The organism is Bacillus methanolicus MGA3 (assembly GCF_000724485.1).
GTDB lineage: Bacteria > Bacillota > Bacilli > Bacillales > Cytobacillaceae > Bacillus_Z > Bacillus_Z methanolicus_A.
This window is the reverse complement of sequence record NZ_CP007739.1, coordinates 2,504,964-2,524,174: the sequence shown is the minus strand read 5'-3', so window position 1 is coordinate 2,524,174 and position 19,211 is coordinate 2,504,964. Positions and strand designations below refer to the sequence as shown.

General features: G+C 38.8%; 13 protein-coding genes and 1 other annotated feature. Of the genes, 11 read left to right on the top strand and 2 right to left on the bottom strand.

Annotated features, from left to right (window positions below; genetic code table 11):
* The first annotated feature begins 1 nt into the window (after position 1).
* The 7 genes from BMMGA3_RS12235 (at position 2) to ysxE (ending at position 7,435) form a co-directional block, all read left to right on the top strand.
* Positions 2–835 (top strand): cytochrome c biogenesis protein, encoded by an 834-nt coding sequence (locus BMMGA3_RS12235; RefSeq protein ID WP_003347591.1) that lies wholly within the window; start codon positions 2–4, stop codon positions 833–835.
* A 15-nt stretch (positions 836–850) separates the two neighbouring features.
* Positions 851–1,786, top strand: a complete 936-nt coding sequence (gene hemC / locus BMMGA3_RS12230; RefSeq protein ID WP_003347592.1) for a hydroxymethylbilane synthase — start codon at positions 851–853, stop codon at positions 1,784–1,786.
* On the top strand, positions 1,783–2,556 hold the full coding sequence (locus BMMGA3_RS12225) for a uroporphyrinogen-III synthase (RefSeq protein ID WP_003347593.1): 774 nt from the start codon (positions 1,783–1,785) through the stop codon (positions 2,554–2,556). Before hemC ends, BMMGA3_RS12225 begins: the two co-directional genes overlap by 4 nt.
* A 16-nt stretch (positions 2,557–2,572) precedes the next feature.
* Positions 2,573–3,550, top strand: a complete 978-nt coding sequence (gene hemB, locus BMMGA3_RS12220; protein ID WP_003347594.1) for a porphobilinogen synthase — start codon at positions 2,573–2,575, stop codon at positions 3,548–3,550.
* 21 nt (positions 3,551–3,571) lie between these two features.
* Positions 3,572–4,861: a glutamate-1-semialdehyde 2,1-aminomutase gene (hemL, locus tag BMMGA3_RS12215; protein ID WP_003347595.1), complete on the top strand. Its 1,290-nt coding sequence runs from the start codon at positions 3,572–3,574 to the stop codon at positions 4,859–4,861.
* A gap of 166 nt (positions 4,862–5,027) precedes the next feature.
* Positions 5,028–6,245: a stage VI sporulation protein D gene (spoVID, locus tag BMMGA3_RS12210; RefSeq protein WP_003347596.1), complete on the top strand. Its 1,218-nt coding sequence runs from the start codon at positions 5,028–5,030 to the stop codon at positions 6,243–6,245.
* Between the two features lie 155 nt (positions 6,246–6,400).
* Positions 6,401–7,435: a spore coat protein YsxE gene (gene ysxE, locus BMMGA3_RS12205; protein WP_003347598.1), complete on the top strand. Its 1,035-nt coding sequence runs from the start codon at positions 6,401–6,403 to the stop codon at positions 7,433–7,435.
* 23 nt (positions 7,436–7,458) lie between these two features.
* Here the strand turns inward: ysxE and BMMGA3_RS18460 are convergent, their stop codons facing one another.
* Complete coding sequence (locus tag BMMGA3_RS18460; RefSeq protein WP_081485654.1) at positions 7,459–7,650, bottom strand: hypothetical protein; 192 nt, start codon at positions 7,648–7,650, stop codon at positions 7,459–7,461.
* A 167-nt stretch (positions 7,651–7,817) separates the two neighbouring features.
* Positions 7,818–8,046: a binding site (T-box leader), on the top strand.
* A gap of 47 nt (positions 8,047–8,093) precedes the next feature.
* Between BMMGA3_RS18460 and BMMGA3_RS12195 the strand changes: the two genes are divergently transcribed.
* From BMMGA3_RS12195 to BMMGA3_RS12180, 4 genes are all read left to right on the top strand, one after another.
* Positions 8,094–10,742 carry a valine--tRNA ligase gene (locus BMMGA3_RS12195; protein WP_003347604.1) on the top strand — a complete coding sequence of 883 codons (2,649 nt, stop codon included), beginning with the start codon at positions 8,094–8,096 and terminating at the stop codon, positions 10,740–10,742.
* Positions 10,743–10,817: 75 nt separating this feature from the next.
* Complete coding sequence (locus tag BMMGA3_RS12190; protein ID WP_003347606.1) at positions 10,818–12,140, top strand: bifunctional folylpolyglutamate synthase/dihydrofolate synthase; 1,323 nt, start codon at positions 10,818–10,820, stop codon at positions 12,138–12,140.
* An 85-nt stretch (positions 12,141–12,225) separates the two neighbouring features.
* Positions 12,226–13,938 (top strand): sensor domain-containing diguanylate cyclase, encoded by a 1,713-nt coding sequence (locus tag BMMGA3_RS12185; RefSeq protein ID WP_003347609.1) that lies wholly within the window; start codon positions 12,226–12,228, stop codon positions 13,936–13,938.
* Positions 13,939–14,098: 160 nt separating this feature from the next.
* Complete coding sequence (locus BMMGA3_RS12180) at positions 14,099–16,957, top strand: vWA domain-containing protein (protein WP_003347611.1); 2,859 nt, start codon at positions 14,099–14,101, stop codon at positions 16,955–16,957.
* Positions 16,958–16,995: 38 nt separating this feature from the next.
* Here the strand turns inward: BMMGA3_RS12180 and BMMGA3_RS12175 are convergent, their stop codons facing one another.
* Positions 16,996–19,200, bottom strand: a complete 2,205-nt coding sequence (locus BMMGA3_RS12175) for a hypothetical protein (protein WP_003347613.1) — start codon at positions 19,198–19,200, stop codon at positions 16,996–16,998.
* Between the last annotated feature and the right edge of the window lie 11 nt (positions 19,201–19,211).

Genomic DNA, 19,211 nt, shown 5'->3' with positions numbered 1-19,211 from the left:
CATGTTTGATATTTATATGACAAGGCTGCATGAACTGACCGTTATTCTGTATGCTTTTAGTGTCCTTTTATATTTTATTGATTTTCTTCACAATAACCGGAAGGCGAACAAAGTGGCCTTCTGGTTACTTGCATTTGTATGGGTGCTGCAAACGCTTTTTTTGTTTTTATATATGTTGGAGACAGGAAGATTCCCCGTTCTGACCATATTTGAGGGGCTTTATTTTTATGCGTGGGTTTTAATAACTCTTTCGCTGGGGATCAATCGGTTATTGCGTGTTGATTTTATTGTCTTTTTTACTAATGTACTAGGTTTTATCATTATGGCCATTCATACTTTCGCTCCAGTTCAAGTAGAATCCCAAGTGATGGCTCAGAAGCTCGTTTCCGAACTGCTTCTCATCCATATAACAATGGCTATTTTATCGTACGGGGCATTTTCGCTCTCATTTGTTTTTTCGGTCCTTTACATGATTCAATACGATTTGCTCAAAAGGAAAAAGTGGGGGAAAAGACTTGTTCGGATTGCTGATTTATCAAAATTAGAACATATGTCATATGTATTAAATGTCATCGGAGTACCAATGCTGATATTGAGTCTGATTTTAGGAATGCAGTGGGCATACATAAAAGTTCCTAATATGCATTGGTATGACATGAAAGTGATTGGGTCGTTTGTCGTCCTGACAGTTTATAGTATTTATTTATATCTTCGGGTAGCGAAAGGATTGTTCGGGAAATCGTTGGCCCTTTGGAACCTTGCTTCATTTTTAATTGTATTGATTAACTTTTTCCTTTTTGGAAAATTGTCAACATTCCATTTTTGGTATACATAATTTTAGGAGGAAAACATGAGAAAAATTATCGTCGGCTCAAGGCGAAGCAAACTGGCACTTACACAGACAAACTGGGTAATCGAGCAATTAAAAAAGCTCGACCCGTCTTTTGATTTCGAAGTCAAAGAAATCGTGACAAAAGGGGACAGGATTTTAGATGTTACCCTTTCAAAAGTAGGGGGAAAAGGATTATTTGTAAAAGAAATTGAACAAGCAATGCTGAATAAAGAAATTGATATGGCTGTTCACAGTATGAAAGATATGCCTGCAATCCTCCCTGAAGGCCTAATGATTGGATGCATACCTGAGCGCGAAGATCATCGGGATGCCCTGATTTCGAAAAATCATATTCCTTTAAAAGAATTGAAGCCAGGTGCGAGGATTGGGACAAGCAGTCTTCGCCGGGGGGCTCAGCTTCTGGCAAAGCGTCCGGATCTGGAAATTAAATGGATACGCGGAAACATTGATACGAGATTAGCAAAACTAGAAACAGAAGAATATGATGCGATCATTTTAGCTGCTGCAGGCTTATCGAGAATGGGCTGGACTTCTGACTTTGTAACCGAGTTTTTAGATACGGATGTATGCCTTCCTGCTGTTGGACAGGGGGCTTTGGCAATAGAGTGCCGAAGTGATGACCATGAGCTTTTGAAATTATTTGAAAAATTCACTTCTGAAAAAACATCAAGAGCGGTCCGTGCAGAAAGAGCATTTCTGCAAAAAATGGAAGGCGGCTGTCAAGTTCCGATTGCGGGCTATGCTTTTATTAATGACAACGATGAAATCGTCTTGACCGGGCTCGTCGCTTCTCCTGACGGCAAAGAAATATATAAGGAACAAGCTGCCGGTCGTAACGCCGAGGAATTAGGGATTTCTGTGGCAGATAAGCTGATCAATAAAGGAGCTAAGGATTTAATCGAAAAAGTGAAACAGGAGCAGGATCGTACATGAGATCTTCTCTTCCTTTACGCGGTAAAAGTGTTTTAATCCCAAGAGGGAAAAATCACTCAAAATCTTTTGCAGAGCTTGTAAGAGACTATGGAGGAATTCCGGTAGAAATACCTCTCATTGCATTCCGCCCCGTTACTGAAACAGAAGAAATCCGGGGGATAATAAAAAAGCTAAATTCATATGATTGGATTGTTTTTACGAGTAGTGTTACCGTTGATACTTTCTTTTCATTTTTAGGCAACAGAAAGATTGTTTCAAAGATTGCAGTAATTGGGAAAAAAACAGAACACACTCTGAATGAGAAAGGCTATAAAGCGGATTTTAGGCCCACTGAATATGTAGCAGAGGGATTCGTTAAAGAGTTTTTGCCATATGTAACGAAAGGATTAAAAATTTTGCTGCCTAAAGGGAATTTAGCAAGAGAGTATATTGCTTCTTCCTTGCAGGAAAGAGGAGCACACGTCGAAGAAGTGATCATCTATGAAACCTATTTCCCTGAAACAAGCCGTTTGTTGCTTGCTGATGCAGTGCAGTCCGGGAAGGTAGATATTCTAACATTTACGAGCCCATCAACAGTTAGCCATTTTATGAAAATTGTACGTGAGAACAATGGTTATGAAAAAATGAAAGATTGTATTGTCGCCTGCATTGGCCCTGTAACGGCAGAAAAAGCTTCCTCTCTCGGACTTAAAGTAGATGTGGTCCCGCAAATTTATACTATCGAGGAAATGGTAAAAGGCATAGTGCAGTTTATCGAAAAAAACAATTAACTGGAGGTTAAATGCTATGGATCTTCAATTTACCCGGCATCGTCGCTTGAGACAAACAGCTAACATGCGCGCACTTGTCCGCGAAAACTTTTTACGTCTTGAAGATTTAATTTACCCGCTATTTGTTGTGGAAGGAAGTAATATTAAAAATGAGGTTACTTCCATGCCTGGAGTTTTTCAATTGTCACTCGACAATCTTCATGAAGAAATGAATGAAGCAGTAAGCCTGGGAATCAAATCTGTTTTACTTTTCGGTATTCCGGCTGAAAAAGATGAGTTTGGAAAAGAAGCATATCATGATCACGGGATTGTTCAGGAAGCGATTCGGTACATAAAAAAGAATTTTCCGGATATTATTGTGATCGCTGACACTTGTTTGTGTGAATATACAAGCCATGGTCACTGCGGCGTCATTGAAGGAGAAAAAATATTAAACGATCCATCACTTGATCTGCTTGCAAAAACAGCCGTAAGTCAGGCAAAGGCTGGTGCAGATATTATTGCTCCTTCTAACATGATGGACGGTTTTGTTGCTGCGATCCGTCATGGCCTGGATGAAGCTGGTTTTGAAAATGTTCCGATTATGTCTTATGCGGTAAAATATGCTTCATCTTTTTATGGGCCGTTCCGGGATGCTGCTGACAGCACACCGCAATTCGGGGATCGTAAAACTTACCAGATGGATCCTGCCAATAGGCTTGAAGCGCTTCGTGAAGCTGAATCAGACACACTTGAAGGTGCAGATTTTCTGATTGTAAAGCCTGGTATGCCATACTTGGACATTGTACGTGACGTAAAGAATAACTTTAATCTTCCTGTTGTGGTTTATAACGTAAGCGGTGAATATTCAATGGTGAAAGCTGCTGCTCAAAATGGTTGGATTGATGAGAAAAATGTAGTAATGGAAATGTTAACGGGGATGAAACGTGCGGGTGCGGACCTGATTATTACGTATCATGCGAAAGATGCAGCCCGCTGGCTAAGAGAACAATAAAACGAAAAGAGGGGAAGGTTCATGCGCTCTTACAAAAAATCAATTTCCGCTTTTAAAGAAGCTAAGAACTTAATGCCAGGTGGAGTGAACAGTCCTGTACGTGCGTTTAAATCAGTAAAAATGGATCCGATTTTTATGGCAAAAGGCAAGGGCTCTAAAATCTATGATATAGATGGAAATGAGTATATTGATTACGTTCTTTCTTGGGGTCCGCTTATTCTAGGGCATTCGAATGACCGTGTCGTGGAAGCAATTAAGAAAGTGGCGGAACTTGGAACAAGCTTTGGCGCACCGACACTAATTGAAAATGAACTGGCAAAACTTGTGAAAGAAAGGGTTCCATCGATCGAAATTATTAGGATGGTTTCATCAGGAACAGAAGCAACAATGAGTGCTCTTCGACTTGCAAGAGGGTTTACTGGAAGAAACAAGATATTAAAATTTGAAGGCTGCTACCATGGGCATGGTGACTCCCTTTTAATCAAAGCAGGTTCCGGTGTCGCAACTTTAGGACTTCCTGACAGCCCGGGTGTTCCAGAAGGTGTAGCCAAAAATACAATTACGGTTCCTTATAATGATCTCGAAAGCGTGAAATATGCCTTTGAACAATATGGTGAAGATATTGCCGGAGTGATTGTTGAACCCGTAGCCGGCAATATGGGTGTCGTTCCGCCACTTCCGGGATTTTTAGAAGGATTGCGGGAAATTACAACTGAATATGGAGCATTGTTAATTTTTGATGAAGTAATGACAGGCTTCCGCGTAGGATACAACTGTGCACAAGGATATTTCGGCATTACACCTGACATAACCTGTTTAGGAAAAGTTATTGGCGGTGGACTTCCTGTAGGTGCATATGGTGGAAAAGCGGAAATCATGGAACAAATTGCTCCGAGCGGCCCTATTTATCAGGCGGGCACCCTTTCCGGAAATCCTCTGGCAATGACGGCAGGCTATGAAACACTAAGCCAGCTGACCCATGATACTTATAAAGAATTTGAACGTAAAGCAGACAGGCTTGAAGAAGGATTAAGAAAAGCTGCAGAGAAATATGAAATTCCGCATACGATAAACCGTGCCGGTTCCATGATTGGCTTCTTTTTTACAAATGAAAAAGTAATCAATTATGAAAAAGCAAAAACATCAAATTTAGATTATTTTGCAGCTTATTATAAAGAAATGGCGAACGAAGGTGTATTCCTGCCTCCATCCCAATTTGAAGGACTGTTCTTATCAACAGCTCATACTGATGAAGATATTGAAAAAACGATTCAGGCTGCTGAAAAAGCGTTTTCTAAATTAAAAAGATAGGACATTTTTAAAGGGCTAGACTCAGAAGGGTCTGACTTTCTCCGACAATATGTTGGATTGGAGAGGTCTGACCTTTTTCTTTTGAGTCTGCCCTTTTCTTTTTATCATAAAACTGTTAAGCAATTCATAAAGTGAAAATGACATAGAGATTTATTCGTAGGAGGATATGAAAGGAGGAATCGCTTTGTCTCAAGGGAATCAATCGAGTTTGCGATTTTCTTTGGAAGAATCGGTCTGGTTTCAAAAAGGACAGGAAGTCGAAGAGCTAGTATCGATTTCTCTTGACCCAAATATAACGATTCAAGAGAATGAACAGTATGTATCAATTCGGGGCACTCTAGAATTGTCTGGAGAATATAAACGTTATCAGACAGAAGAAACTGAAGCAGAAGAATCTGTTTCAGCCCCTCGGTTTATTCATTCTGTTGAAGAACGTGAAGAGGGAATTTGTGAATTTTTGCATCATTTTCCGGTAGATATTTCAATTCCGAATAACCGCATTCAAAGCGTCTATGATATCGATGTTGATGTGGAATCCTTTGATTACCTGTTTCCGGAAAGAAGTTGCATGAAATTAACAGCTGATTTAAAAATATCAGGCTTGTACGGCGAGCAGCAATACGTACCTGTCTCAGAAGATTCAGAATTCGAAATGCATGATTTTGAACGCAATGAAGATCCCCAAGTTTCAGAAGAAGCAGAACAAACGGAATATGCAGAAGTAATACTTGAAGAAGAACATGAAGAAAATTTACAACTTCTTTCCCGCTCGGAAGAAGAGAAAAATGAAGAAAGTGTATTTGAAACGTTTGAAGCAGAGGCAAGAAAACAGCCTGAAGCAGAACTGGACCAACAGCTTATACAGGAAGCCCCACCGGCTCCAATATTTGAACTGAATCCGGCAAGCGAGGAGGCGGAAGAAGCACCTGAAGGATTAGGAGCCGCTGCCCTTGCGATTTCATATTCGGCACAAAGAAAAGAAACTCCAATCACCTCAGCAGCAGAACTATTCGAGAATAATAAAGAGGAAGAAATTGCTGAAGCTGAAGAAACGAAAAAAACAGAAGTAGGAGTCAAGCAAGAGCCTGTTTTAGAGGAAATAGATGATGAGAGTGAATCTTCACCTGAGCTAGTGGAGAAGATTAAGAAGAAACTCTCGAAAAAGAAGTCTCTTTCAATCACCGAGTTTCTCGCAAGAAAAGAAGAAGAAGGGCATGCTAAATTGAAGGTCTGTATTGTTCAGCAGGGTGAAACGATCGATCAGCTTGCCGAGAGGTACGACATCACCATTGCACAATTACTTCGGGTAAATCATCTGGAAGCTAATCAGGATGTATATGAGGGGCAAGTCTTATATATACCAGTGGCAGTACAGCAAAAATAATTATTTCAAAAAAGTGAGGCTGTCTCATAAGGGTCTGACCCCATGTTCGTTTATCAATATATAGCATATTTATCCTACATTATGTCCTATATATTGTGTTATGGGGTCTGACCCTAAGGCTTTTTTCTTTTTTCACCTTTTGGAGGCTGAAAGTAATGAGTGATCTAAATCGCTTAAAAGAAGTCGCGCCAATTTTACGTGCATATCAAGTTGAACCTTATTTTGTAGAGGATTTTGGCAGAATCCAAAAGATTTATTCCAATAAGGGCGTTTTTGCTCTTAAGAAGATATTTCCTTCAAATGGGACCGATTTTATCCGCCATGTACAATTTTTATATCAAAAAGGATATAACCGGATAGTTCCTATCTATCCAGCTGCAGATGGGCGGTATGCAGTGCTGCATCAGAATTATCTTTATTATTTAATGCCGTGGATGCCAAACGAAGAAAGGGAAAACCAGTCTGAAAGGAATAAACAGCTTGTCCGGGAATTAGCCCGGCTTCATATTTTATCAGCCCGAGAAATAAACATTAATACAGAAGAACGAAAAGAACATTATGAAAATACGATGCTTGAGTGGGATAAAGAGAAAGAGTTTATCGAAGGGTTTATGGAGAGAAGCGAAAAAAAGTGGTACATGTCTCCGTTTGAATTGCTATTTTGCCTTTACTATCATGAAATAAGCCAAGCGCTTTTGTTTTCAAAACGAAAGCTGGAAGATTGGTATGAAAAAACTAAAGACCAAGAAAAAGCACGCTCAGTTTTGGTTCACGGGAAAGTTTCAGCGGAACACTTTCTTTTGGATGAAAGGGGATATGGATATTTTATTAATTTTGAAAGATCAAAGTCCGGTTCACCCTTTCATGATTTGCTTCCGTTCCTTTCAAGGTCATTAAAAAGTTTGCCAAAACAGGCTGAAGATTACGTTGACTTGGTTTACACTTATTTTAAATACTTTCCTTTTAAAGAGGACGAGATGCAGTTATTCCTTGCATATCTTGCACATCCCGGAAAAATTATCCGTACGGCAGAAAATTATTTCAAAAAACAAGCGGGCAAGAATGAACGGAAGTTTGTCCAGCAGTTGCAGCGCCATTATTGGCAATTAAAAAATACGGAGTATGTCGTTATGAGAATTGAAGAAATTGAACAAAGAAAAAAAGAAGCCGAAGAGAAAGCCCCGGATTGATATATACTCATTCCGGGGCTTTTTTAAATGATGTCAAAATGGAGAGCAAGTGCCAGTAAAACAAAGATGGTTAACAGCAAAACGTCAAATGTTGTCGGGAGCAAAATCGTTCGTATACCTTGGAATACACAAAATGGGATGATAAACTGGCTGCAGACGCTTCGGAATGTTTTTAGCCATGGAGGAAGCGTATACGGGTTGTATTTTCTCCTCAATTAAGCTCAATCCTTTCAAGTTTTTTTATTATCATTCTATGTTTTCGTCCTGCCGAACGTGTCATAAGAACAATCTTAGTGTTTGAATGTATATAATATAAAAAATTAGGTTATTCTTATTGACGAGAATCGCCTTTTTCCGTAGTATAACTAATAGAAATTGAATAGAACTTGCAAAGACAGGGAAGAGTACGAAGAAAACAGCTTTAAGAGAGGGAAGCCAATAGCTGAGAGGTTTCCTAAGCGGGTGCTTCGGAAGGTCGCCCTTGAGCATCTTCTGCGAACGGATTTTTCTTAGTAGTGGAAGACGGGAAAACCGTTATCTTATTAAGTGCCAATCAAAAGTTTGATTGGAAAAAAGGTGGTACCGCGAAATTCACTCTATTCGTCCTTTTATGGCGAATGGAGTTTTTTATTTTTGGATGGATTGGAGGAACTTTAAAATGAGTACAAAGGAAGTGACGATGCCAACCAAGTATGACCCTAAAACGGTCGAACAGGGTCGTTATGAATGGTGGCTGAAAGGAAAATTCTTTGAAGCGAAAGATGATGAAAAGAAACAGCCGTATACAATTGTTATCCCGCCTCCAAATGTGACAGGTAAACTGCACCTTGGGCATGCGTGGGATACAACTTTGCAGGATATTCTTACACGTATGAAACGGATGCAAGGCTATGACGTGCTCTGGCTGCCGGGAATGGACCACGCTGGTATTGCCACACAGGCAAAAGTAGAAGAAAAACTACGCAATGAAGGCAAAAGCCGCTACGATTTAGGACGGGAAAAATTTGTTGAAGAAACGTGGAAATGGAAAGAAGAGTATGCTGAACATATTCGAAAGCAATGGGCAAAGCTTGGACTTGGCCTCGATTACAGCCGGGAGCGCTTTACGCTTGATGAAGGCTTATCAAAAGCTGTTCGTGAAGTGTTCGTCAGTCTTTACCGGAAGGGCTTAATTTACCGCGGAGAATACATCATCAATTGGGACCCGTCAACGAAGACAGCGCTTTCCGATATTGAAGTTATTTATAAAGATGTTAAAGGTGCCTTTTATCATATGAAATATCCTCTTGCTGACGGTTCAGGCTATATTGAAGTAGCAACGACCCGTCCGGAAACGATGCTTGGTGATACTGCCGTTGCTGTTCATCCGGAAGATGAGCGCTATAAGCATTTAATCGGGAAAACGGTTATTTTGCCAATTGTCGGCCGGGAAATTCCAATTATCGGTGATGACTATGTCGATATGGAATTCGGCTCTGGGGCTGTAAAAATTACTCCTGCACATGACCCGAACGATTTTGAGATCGGCAATCGCCATAACCTTGAACGAATCTTAGTCATGAACGAAGACGGTACGATGAATGAAAACGCCGGCAAGTACCAAGGAATGGACCGTTTTGAATGTCGAAAACAAATTGTGAAAGACTTGCAGGAACAGGGAGTTCTTTTCAAAATTGAAGAACACATTCATTCTGTCGGCCATTCTGAACGAAGCGGTGCAGTAATAGAACCTTACCTATCTACACAGTGGTTTGTAAAAATGCAGCCGCTTGCTGATGCAGCGATTGCACTGCAAAAAGGGGAAGATAAAGTTAATTTTGTTCCAGAACGTTTCGAAAAAATATATCTTCACTGGATGGAAAATATCCGTGATTGGTGTATTTCGCGTCAGCTTTGGTGGGGCCACCGCATTCCAGCTTGGTACCATAAAGAAACAGGGGAAATTTATGTCGATCACGAACCGCCTGAAGATATTGAAAACTGGGAACAAGACAAAGATGTTTTAGATACTTGGTTCAGTTCTGCATTATGGCCGTTCTCGACAATGGGCTGGCCGGATATTGAATCAAAGGATTACAAGCGTTACTATCCAACGGATTGTCTTGTAACCGGTTATGATATTATTTTCTTCTGGGTATCTCGAATGATTTTCCAGGGAGTTGAGTTTACAGGAAAGCGTCCATTTAAAGATGTACTAATCCACGGACTTGTTCGCGATGCACAAGGGCGCAAAATGAGTAAATCGCTCGGCAACGGGGTTGATCCGATGGAAGTGATTGATCAATACGGTGCTGACTCCCTGCGATACTTCTTGGCAACCGGGTGCTCACCTGGCCAAGATTTGCGCTTCAGTATTGAGAAAGTTGAGGCCGCGTGGAACTTTGCGAACAAAATTTGGAACGCATCAAGATTCGCATTAATGAACATGGGTGGTTTAACATTTGAAGAAATCGATTTAAGCGGTGAAAAATCTGTTGCAGATAAATGGATTTTAACAAGGTTAAATGAAACTATTGAAACGGTGACACGCCTGGCTGATCGTTACGAATTCGGGGAAGTGGGCCGTGTTCTTTACAACTTTATCTGGGATGATTTTTGCGATTGGTATATCGAAATGGCGAAGCTCCCATTATATGGGGAAGATGAGCCTGCGAAGAAAACAACCCGTTCCATTTTAGCATATGTACTTGATCAAACTATGCGATTGCTCCATCCGTTTATGCCGTTTATCACGGAGGAAATTTGGCAAAACCTTCCGCACGAAGGAGAGTCGATTACGATTGCAAAATGGCCGCAAGCACGGCCTGAATTAAACGATGAGCAGGCTGCGGAAGAGATGAAGCTTCTTGTAGATATCATTCGTTCAGTTCGAAACATTCGTGCTGAAGTGAATACACCGATGAGCAAAAAAATTAAAATGCTCCTTAAAGCAAAAGACAGCAATGTTCTCGAAATTCTTGAGAAAAACCGCGCATATATTGAGCGGTTCTGTAATCCAGAAGAATTAACGATTGCAACCGAAATCGAAATTCCAGATAAAGCGATGACAGCGATTGTAACCGGAGTTGAGATTATTCTTCCGCTCGAAGGGCTTATCAACATTGAAGAAGAAATTGCCCGTCTTGAAAAAGAACTTGATAAACTAAATAAAGAAGTCGAACGGGTACAGAAAAAGTTAAGCAATGAAGGTTTTGTGAAAAAAGCGCCTCAAAAAGTAATTGAAGAAGAGCGGGCAAAAGAAAAAGATTATAAAGAAAAAAGAGCAGCTGTTGAAGCACGTATTCGAGAACTGAAAGGTGATTTATAAAACCACTTAATGAGAAGGCGAATCCGGTTTCTGGATTCGTCTTCTACTTGTTCTTTAACAAAAGGAGATGGTGATATGTTTCATACATATAACGAAGCTCTTAACTGGATTCATTCACGTCTTCGTCTCGGAATCAAACCAGGGTTAAAACGAATGGAGTGGATGATGGAAAAACTAAACCATCCTGAAAGAAGATTAAGAACCGTACATATTGGCGGAACAAACGGAAAAGGGTCAACGGTAACGTTTCTTCGTTCCATTCTACAGGAAGCCGGATACAGTGTCGGTACATTTACATCGCCTTATTTTGAACAATTCAATGAACGAATCAGCGTAAATGGAACACCTGTCACTGATCAGGAAATTACAGAACTTGCCAATGTTATTTTTCCGTTGGCAGAAGAGCTTGAAAAGACTGAGCTCGGCGGACCGACGGAATTTGAAGTGATCACTGCGATGTCGATCTATTATTTTTCAAAAATAAATCCGGTTGATATCGTTATCTTTGAAGTAGGCCTTGGCGGGAGATTTGATTCAACGAATATTATCTATCCGCTTCTTTCAATCATTACAAGTATCGGCCTGGACCATACGAACATACTGGGCCATTCGATTTCCGAAATTGCCTTTGAAAAAGCCGGCATTATAAAAAACGGTGTACCGGTCGTAACCGCTGTCAAGCAAGCGGACGCTTTAAAAGTCATTAAAGAACAAGCGGATTCTAAGAAAGCTTCTCTATTTCAACTTGGGAAAGATATCATCATAGAAGACTGTACTTCATTGCCTAAAGGGGAAATTTTTACCGTTTCAACACTGTTTAAAAGGTTTCCTGAACTGCAAATTGAAATGATTGGTCAGCACCAAATCGAAAATGCAGCTTTAGCGGTAATGGCTTCAGAGCTTCTTGTACAATATTATTCTTTTCAAATTGAAGAAAACCATTTGAGAAAAGGGTTATTATCAGCACGGTGGCCGGGAAGATTTGAAATTCTTTCCGAAAACCCTTTTGTTGTCATTGATGGAGCCCACAATGAAGAAGGGATTACAGCTCTCATAAATGAACTTGAAAGCCGTTTCAAAAAAGAAAAAATAAAGATTTTATTTGCAGCTTTAAAAGACAAAAAATTGGATAACATGATTTCAAAATTGGATGGCATTGCTGAAAAAATCACATTTACTGATTTTGATTTCCCAAGAGCAGCCTCTTCTAAAGAACTGCTTAAGTTAAGCAAGTCGGAAAATAAACATGCTGTTGAAGATTGGAAAGCTTATTTGCAAACAGAAATTGAGGAATTGAAAGAACAGGAAGTCCTCGTTATTACGGGATCTCTTTATTTTCTTTCCCAGGTAAGGCCTGACCTTGTTGATCGATTGAAAAACAGAACGAGGACCTTGTGACAAAAAATTGAAAATTTGCTAAAATATTAATCGAACCGTGACTTTTTGACTACTTGACATAGTGTGAAAGAGGGGGGAGGACATAATGATCAAGCCACGTGTAAAACTAGCCATTTGGCTGTGCTGGTTCTTAATTGTACCGCCTGGTATGTGGCTTACTTACCATTATGATCCCCCACAAATTTCGGGATTTCATATTGATATAATGGCTTTCTTTTTGCTCATTTCTGTCGTTGCAGCGATGCCAATCGTCATTAACAACACGCCTATTTTTTTAATTCAGTGGGTATCGCTGACTGTTTTTTTATTATTTGGCTTATTCATCGAAATGCTGCTATTTCAAATAGCGGTCATCGTCCTATTAGTGAAACTTCGAATTCCGAAGGAGCAGTTGTTTCGTTTCCCTTTGAATTCCATTTTGTTTTTTATTGTTTCATTTTGCAGTGCGTTCATCTACTATACATTAGGCGGTGCTCATCATGTAGACTTTATTCATAATCCAGATGCCATCTGGCCGGCTTTCATGTATGGGATTAGTTCATATGCGGTCAATCAAATTGTTTTAGCGTTCATTTTATGGATCGTCTATGGCCGCAAAAGTTCTTTTTACGACAAAGATTTTGTTTGGGAAACGGCTACAACCTTGACGACGTTTCCTCTTGGTCTCATTCTCTACGTTTTGTATCAGGAAGTTGGTTTGCTGGCTTTATTATATGTTGGTATTCCGTTTATCAGTCTGTCTATTATCCTCAAACTTTATTACTCTAGTGATAAAATCAATCAATATTTACAAAAAGCAACTGAAATCGGAAATCAATTGGCTGCCCAGTTACAGGTGAACGAAGTCGTGGATTTGTTTATTGAAAAACTGACAGGGATGCTGCCGGTTGATTATGCGTATATTCTAGATGTTGTGGAAGGGAAAGAACTTCATTTACTTCGAAGTTATGAAAAAGGGACGATTAGGCCGGTCGACATGAGACCTATAAAGAAAAATGATGGCATATGCGGATTCGTCTTGTCTACTGGTAAGTCGGCTTTGTTCAACTCAAAAAAAGAATGGAAGAAATTTAAAACTGGGTATATACCCGAGACAGTTGAAAGCGTCTTAAGCGTACCCATCGTTCGAAATAACCAGATCATCGGTGTATTATTTCTGGCTTCCAATCATAAAAGGGCATTCGAAAAGCCACAGTTGATGATCGTTGAGATTCTTTGCTCGCATTTTGCCGTCGCACTCGAAAATGCTAAAAACTATGAAAAAACAAAAGAGTACAGTGAGAAATGTCCCATTACTAAAATTTACAATTATCGTTATTTTGAAAACATATTATTTGAAGAGTTCAACATGCTTGAGCAAAATAAACGGCAAAGATTATCTCTTCTCATTCTCGATATTGACCACTTTAAAAAGATTAACGATACTTACGGCCACCAAAGCGGAAATGAAATATTACGTGAGCTCGCCGCCCGTCTTACAAACCTTATTGGCAATAAGGGAACTGTTGCCAGGTACGGCGGGGAAGAATTTGTTATCCTTTTGCCGGATATGAAAAAAGTGGATGCCTTGGAATTGGCAGAAATCGTGCGGCAAACAATTGCAAACTGCCCATTCACACTCCTTCAAACTTTTGATCACGAAGGCAAAAGACATATGATCAATATTACCGCTTCAATCGGTGCAGCGGCTGCCCCTGAAGATGCTGATGATCCCCTTGCTCTCATCCGCCACGCTGACCGGGCATTATACGGAGCAAAACGTGCCGGTCGGAACCAGGTTGCGGAGTATGAAAAATAAGTAAATAATTATGAGCCCTTTGTTTTACTAACATAGGGCTTTTAATCGTTTACAAAATATTTATTTTTCAGCAGATTGGCACATATAGGTAATTTGGTATAATAATAGTAAAAAAGGATCGGTTAAAAAGAGAGTAGTATTCGTGTGAGGAGGGGGCACTTTGAAAAGATTTTGCTTTTCTTTTTTAGCTCTTATTTTATTGCTTGTTATTTTTTCACTAAGGGGCTCTGCTCAACAAGAAAAACCTTCTGTTGAATTTAATGTAAACCCTTCCCAAAATGTGATTGTAAAACCAAAAACAGGAAATGCAGAAGGAAGTCTGAATATTCATTTGACACCTAAAGGCAAAGCGACAAATGCTGATAGGAAACCAATTGACGTCGTTTTTATTTTCGATAAATCAGGTTCTATGAATGAATTAGGAAAAAATCCGAAAAAATTTCAAAGTGCTAAAGATGCAATGACAGAAGCAATAAATTTCTTTTATGAGAACGCTGGACCAAATGACCGTTTTGCGTTTATCCCCTTTAGTTCGGATGTGGAAAACGATCAAGTTGTTTATTTTTCACCTAATAATGGAAAAGAAAGCTTAAGTAAAATTAATGAGACTGTCAGCAAATTATCAGCGTCTGGAGGAACGAACTATACTCAGTCATTTGAAAAAGCTTTAGAAATTCTTGAAGGCGGAAATAATAATAAATATATCATTTTTATGACAGACGGAGAACCTACTTTTTCTACTGTTAAAGAGAAAATGACTTACAAAAAAAAGGTGCAAGTTGGAACGGAAAAAAAATGTTTTCTTTTTTTCTGCTGGGAAGAACCGGTATATGAGTACAAAACCGTTACAGAGGATATTGATGTTCATTATGAACTTTATGGACAAGGATCCAAAATGACAAGTAAGGTTTATTATTACTTGAATGGCGAGCAGTACTATAAGAATATGAGTGTTAAAGATACACTAGCAGCGATTAGGCAGCATGGATTAACGATGGCTGAAAAGCTGGCTGAGAAAAATATTAAACTTTATTCAATAGGTTTTGGCAACGATTCTGAGGTAGATATGGACTACTTGCGAAAACTGTCTGCTATAACTGGAGTAACGGCAAGACAAGCTTCACAAGAAAATATTGCGCCTATTTTTGAAGATATTTCGAAAGATATTGATACACCATCAATCAGCGGCGAAGTAAAAGTGGATTTAAGCCAATTTAACGGAAAAGTCAAAGTAATGGAAGGATCCAATGCAAGGATTGATGAAAATAATAATGCTATTTTTAATTTTAATTTCAGTTATCCAATTAATCAGAATCCGCCTCAGCCGATTGATTTAACACTTCCATTAAGTTTTTCAGAAACAGGGACATATACATTTCAACATATTGAAATGACATATAATGATTTATCCGGCCAAAAAGTTAGTGTAACCCATCCTCCGGTTACGATAGAAGTAAAAGATGATGCACCGCCGAGTTTTAAAGGTACGATGTCTTTAAAAGGGATCGAAAATACCCCGGATAATTTAATTAAAATTTCGAATTCAACAGAGCATACCAATGAATTTACTGTTCAGTATGACCTGGAACCTTATGGTCTAATGGATAACCGTGTGTCTGGATCGATTACAAACATTAAAATCATTCAGCCTCTTCCTGAAGGGATTTCAGTTGTTTCAGCACCTGGAGTAAGCACTATAAATGTGTCAGGCACACCTGCTGCAGTATTAACGGCTCCTTCAACCATTAACTATTCGAGTGGTGCGTTTAATCCTAATAAGTTTACAGCAGCGGTTACACTAAAAGCAGATTGGGCATTAAGCAATGTAAAGATGCCGCTGGCAACAGTTCAATACAAGGACAGTCGATTTGGAGATCAGGAAACAACAATACCGGCATCTGATCAGGTTATTAATATGAAGGTACGATTAAGGGATTACCCTTATGCTTATGACGGAGATTCGTCAGGTATTATCACGAAGTTAAATTTAGATGAAAACGGGAGAAAACTAGAGCAAACTGAATATCCAAATAATTATGGACTGAAAAACAAGGCAATCAAAGAGATGGTTTTTCAGGATGATTCAGCTAACACGACCATCAAAATCACTTATTTTGATAACGATATTGCATATGCTTATTTAAAGCCTGACTTTGAGTTAAGAGGAAACAAAACTGGTCGGCTGTACGGAAATGGCGATACTGCTAATGAACCAATTGATATGAAACTTACCAATTTAGTTGCAGGAAAAGGAGTCACGTATTCCTATTCAATTGAAAATGGAGACGAAAAGGGTCCATGGGTTGAATTTTCTCCTGGTGACACCATACCTTTGACAAAAACGGGTGTGAACAAAATAAAAGTTAAAGCAGAAGGGGGTTTTGCAATCAAAGATTTGATCGTTGAAAAAGCAATTACGATTGAAAAGCGAATTGAATCGGTTGCCATTGAACCGGACCCTATAGAAATTGATGTTGGAAGTACTGCATCCTTTACGGTGAAGATTCAACCTGAAGATGCAACGAATCAGACTTTAGATTTTGAAATTAGGGACCGAGGAGTTGCCGATTTCACTGACACAAATCGGATTTTAGGAAAAACAGAAGGCGAGACTGAACTGGTTGTGCGAACAAAAGACGGATCAAATATCGAAAAAACTGTTCCGATTATAGTCAGAAATCCATATATACCATTGGATGAACTTAAATTTAAGAAATCTGTCTTTAAAATAGGCCTTGGAGAAAAAATCCCGCTGACAGATTTGCTCATTTTCAATCCTGACAATGCGACACAAAAGAATATTGATCAAGTTGTTTCTGAAATGGAAAATAAAGTGCAAGTTGTTAAGGAAAATGGAGTATGGTTCGTCATCGGAAAGGAAGTCGGCTATTCAACAATAACGGCGACGGCAGAGAAACAGCACAATGGCAATCAGCCGCAAGCATCTGCGCTGTTTGAAGTAATATCAAATTCTAACGATGATGAAGACGACGGGCCCCCAGACGCCGGACGATGGTAAACAAAAAGAGGCTGCTCAAATCAAAGAGCCAGCCTCTTTTATTCTACAATTAATTCATCTGAAAAAACTTGCACATGATTGACGATCGGCAATGCATCAATTTTTTTTAGCAAAACATCTTTGTCGTATTCAACAATAAATCTAGAAAACTTGTCATCTTGAATAGAGAAAGTCAAGTCATCCCCGCCATTGCTTACTTCACCGCGTACAGCGTTGATTTCAAGCTTTTCTTTAGCGAATATTCCTCCGTTAATGTAAAAAAGAGATCCAACGCCGTACAATACAGCTTTATCCTCCGTATAGAAAAATGCTTTTAGAGGTTTTATCCTATCGTCGCGAGATGGCAAGTACGGTTTTCCTTTTTCATCTTTATCCTGAAAGTAATTAAACTCATTCATTCTCGTTATTTCAAGCTCGCCTTTTGTCATCAATATAAGCTGTTTTTCATTATTTTCCGCTCCTAAGATATTTACATTTGATAAAAATGCCTTACCTCCAACATATACTACGGAATCAAAAATAACCTCATCATCTTCAAGTCCATCGTCTGATTCATCACCTGTTATTTTTAAATTGTCATTGACAATTATATTTTTGTTAAATTCAATGGCAGTATTCAATGCCTTTACAGAAAGATCATTGCCCGTAACAATATCTCCATTAATTTTTAACCCATTAGATTCTCTATCATTTTTGTTGTCTGCGTATGATTTCATATTAATTGAATCACCGCAAATGATATTATTCTCGAATGCGATTTTCCCGTCAAAGTTGATAATGTGAAGCTTCCCTGAGATAAAAACATGATCCAGAAAATCAATATCATTATAACTCTCTAAATACAAATCCCCGCCTGTAACGAGTTTTCCTATGATTTTTAATCCTTTAGATTCCGTGCCGCTTTTGTATGATTGTATATTAATCGAATCAGCACATATGATATTTTTCTGAAATGTTATGTTTCCGTCAAGGTTGATGATGTGAAGCTTCCCTGAGACATAAACATTTTCCAGAAAATTGATATCATGATAGCTTACAATATATAAATCTCCATTTACCTTCAGATTTTTTTCTAAATTAATTGGATTATTTTTGCTGTTGATTACAAGATCACCGTCAAAATATTCTGGGATTGGTTCTTCTGTATTTTCGATTAAATAGCTGTTTTTTTGTTCATCATTCGATTCTCCGGTGACAGAAAGAGGATTTTGTTGGGTTTCTCCTTTTTGAACGCCAACATTTTCATCATTAGAAGCCGAAAAGACAGATAAGCCGGAAATTTCATCCTTCAACTGTTCTGAAAAATCAGTCCCATTTCCATATCTTTCAGTGGAAAGTTCACTCGCTTTTAAAATTTTGTTCGTTTGGTCATTCATCGTCCGATCGAAGTCAATGTTTATAAATTGACTGTCATGCTTAAGATTTGGAGTTTCTCCTTTATAAAAATTTTCTTTGTTCATGAGGCTAAGAAGGGTTGCTGTACTGCTAAAAATGTCGCCATTGATCGAACTCATTGGTGTAGGTTGCTCTTCCCAATCCCCATTCTTTTTTTGGTACTTGGCATTTTCATTTATCGACATTTGGTTTGCATAAACATTACCAAAAATATTTGCAGAACCATTTAAGAACAATCCTTTATCTTCTCCTTCGGAATATGAGCCCACTGCATATTTAAGAAAACTTGGCAATGGGGAAAGTATGAACCTTTTCCGAATCGTCCGCGTAATTTTCCCTTCATACTCAATTGGATTTTTTGTGACAAGCACAATTTCAAAAGCTCTTGTAAAATCATCTTTAGTATCAATATTATATGTATCTAAATTATCAATAATTGAGTTTTTGCCAATTGACTCAAAACAACTTTTTGATGATGGATTAACGTATTTAGGAGAGGAACCGCTAATGTCTGCCACCGTTAAACATGCAATAGAATCATTTTTTTCATATTTTTCAATACTTTTGGTTAATATTTCTTCTAATTTATACTCGTAATCACTAATATTTTTCTCTATACCGCCTGCTTCCCACTCTAATTCAAAAGTCCCTATAGAGGCTGCAAATTCAGTCATCATCTTTTCGATTATTTCCACTGCATTATAGGTTGTGTGGATATCGCTTTCTCTCGTTTCAACCCTCTTTGCCCCTCCGATGGAAGAAGCGACAATGGCAAGTCCGAGAGTCATAAAAACAAGGGAAACTAACAAAACGATTATTAAACTATTTCCACGTTCATTTTTCAGCACAATGTTTCCCC

Excerpts from the sequence above, each read along its gene's own strand:
- BMMGA3_RS12195 (WP_003347604.1), top strand. The coding sequence starts at position 8,094 with ATGAGTACAAAGGAAGTGACGATGCCAACCAAGTATGACCCTAAAACG.
- BMMGA3_RS12185 (WP_003347609.1), top strand. The coding sequence starts at position 12,226 with ATGATCAAGCCACGTGTAAAACTAGCCATTTGGCTGTGCTGGTTCTTA.
- ysxE (WP_003347598.1), top strand. The coding sequence starts at position 6,401 with ATGAGTGATCTAAATCGCTTAAAAGAAGTCGCGCCAATTTTACGTGCA.
- hemL (WP_003347595.1), top strand. The coding sequence starts at position 3,572 with ATGCGCTCTTACAAAAAATCAATTTCCGCTTTTAAAGAAGCTAAGAAC.
- BMMGA3_RS12225 (WP_003347593.1), top strand. The coding sequence starts at position 1,783 with ATGAGATCTTCTCTTCCTTTACGCGGTAAAAGTGTTTTAATCCCAAGA.
- BMMGA3_RS12190 (WP_003347606.1), top strand. The coding sequence starts at position 10,818 with ATGTTTCATACATATAACGAAGCTCTTAACTGGATTCATTCACGTCTT.
- spoVID (WP_003347596.1), top strand. The coding sequence starts at position 5,028 with ATGAAAGGAGGAATCGCTTTGTCTCAAGGGAATCAATCGAGTTTGCGA.
- hemC (WP_003347592.1), top strand. The coding sequence starts at position 851 with ATGAGAAAAATTATCGTCGGCTCAAGGCGAAGCAAACTGGCACTTACA.
- hemB (WP_003347594.1), top strand. The coding sequence starts at position 2,573 with ATGGATCTTCAATTTACCCGGCATCGTCGCTTGAGACAAACAGCTAAC.
- BMMGA3_RS12235 (WP_003347591.1), top strand. The coding sequence starts at position 2 with ATGTTTGATATTTATATGACAAGGCTGCATGAACTGACCGTTATTCTG.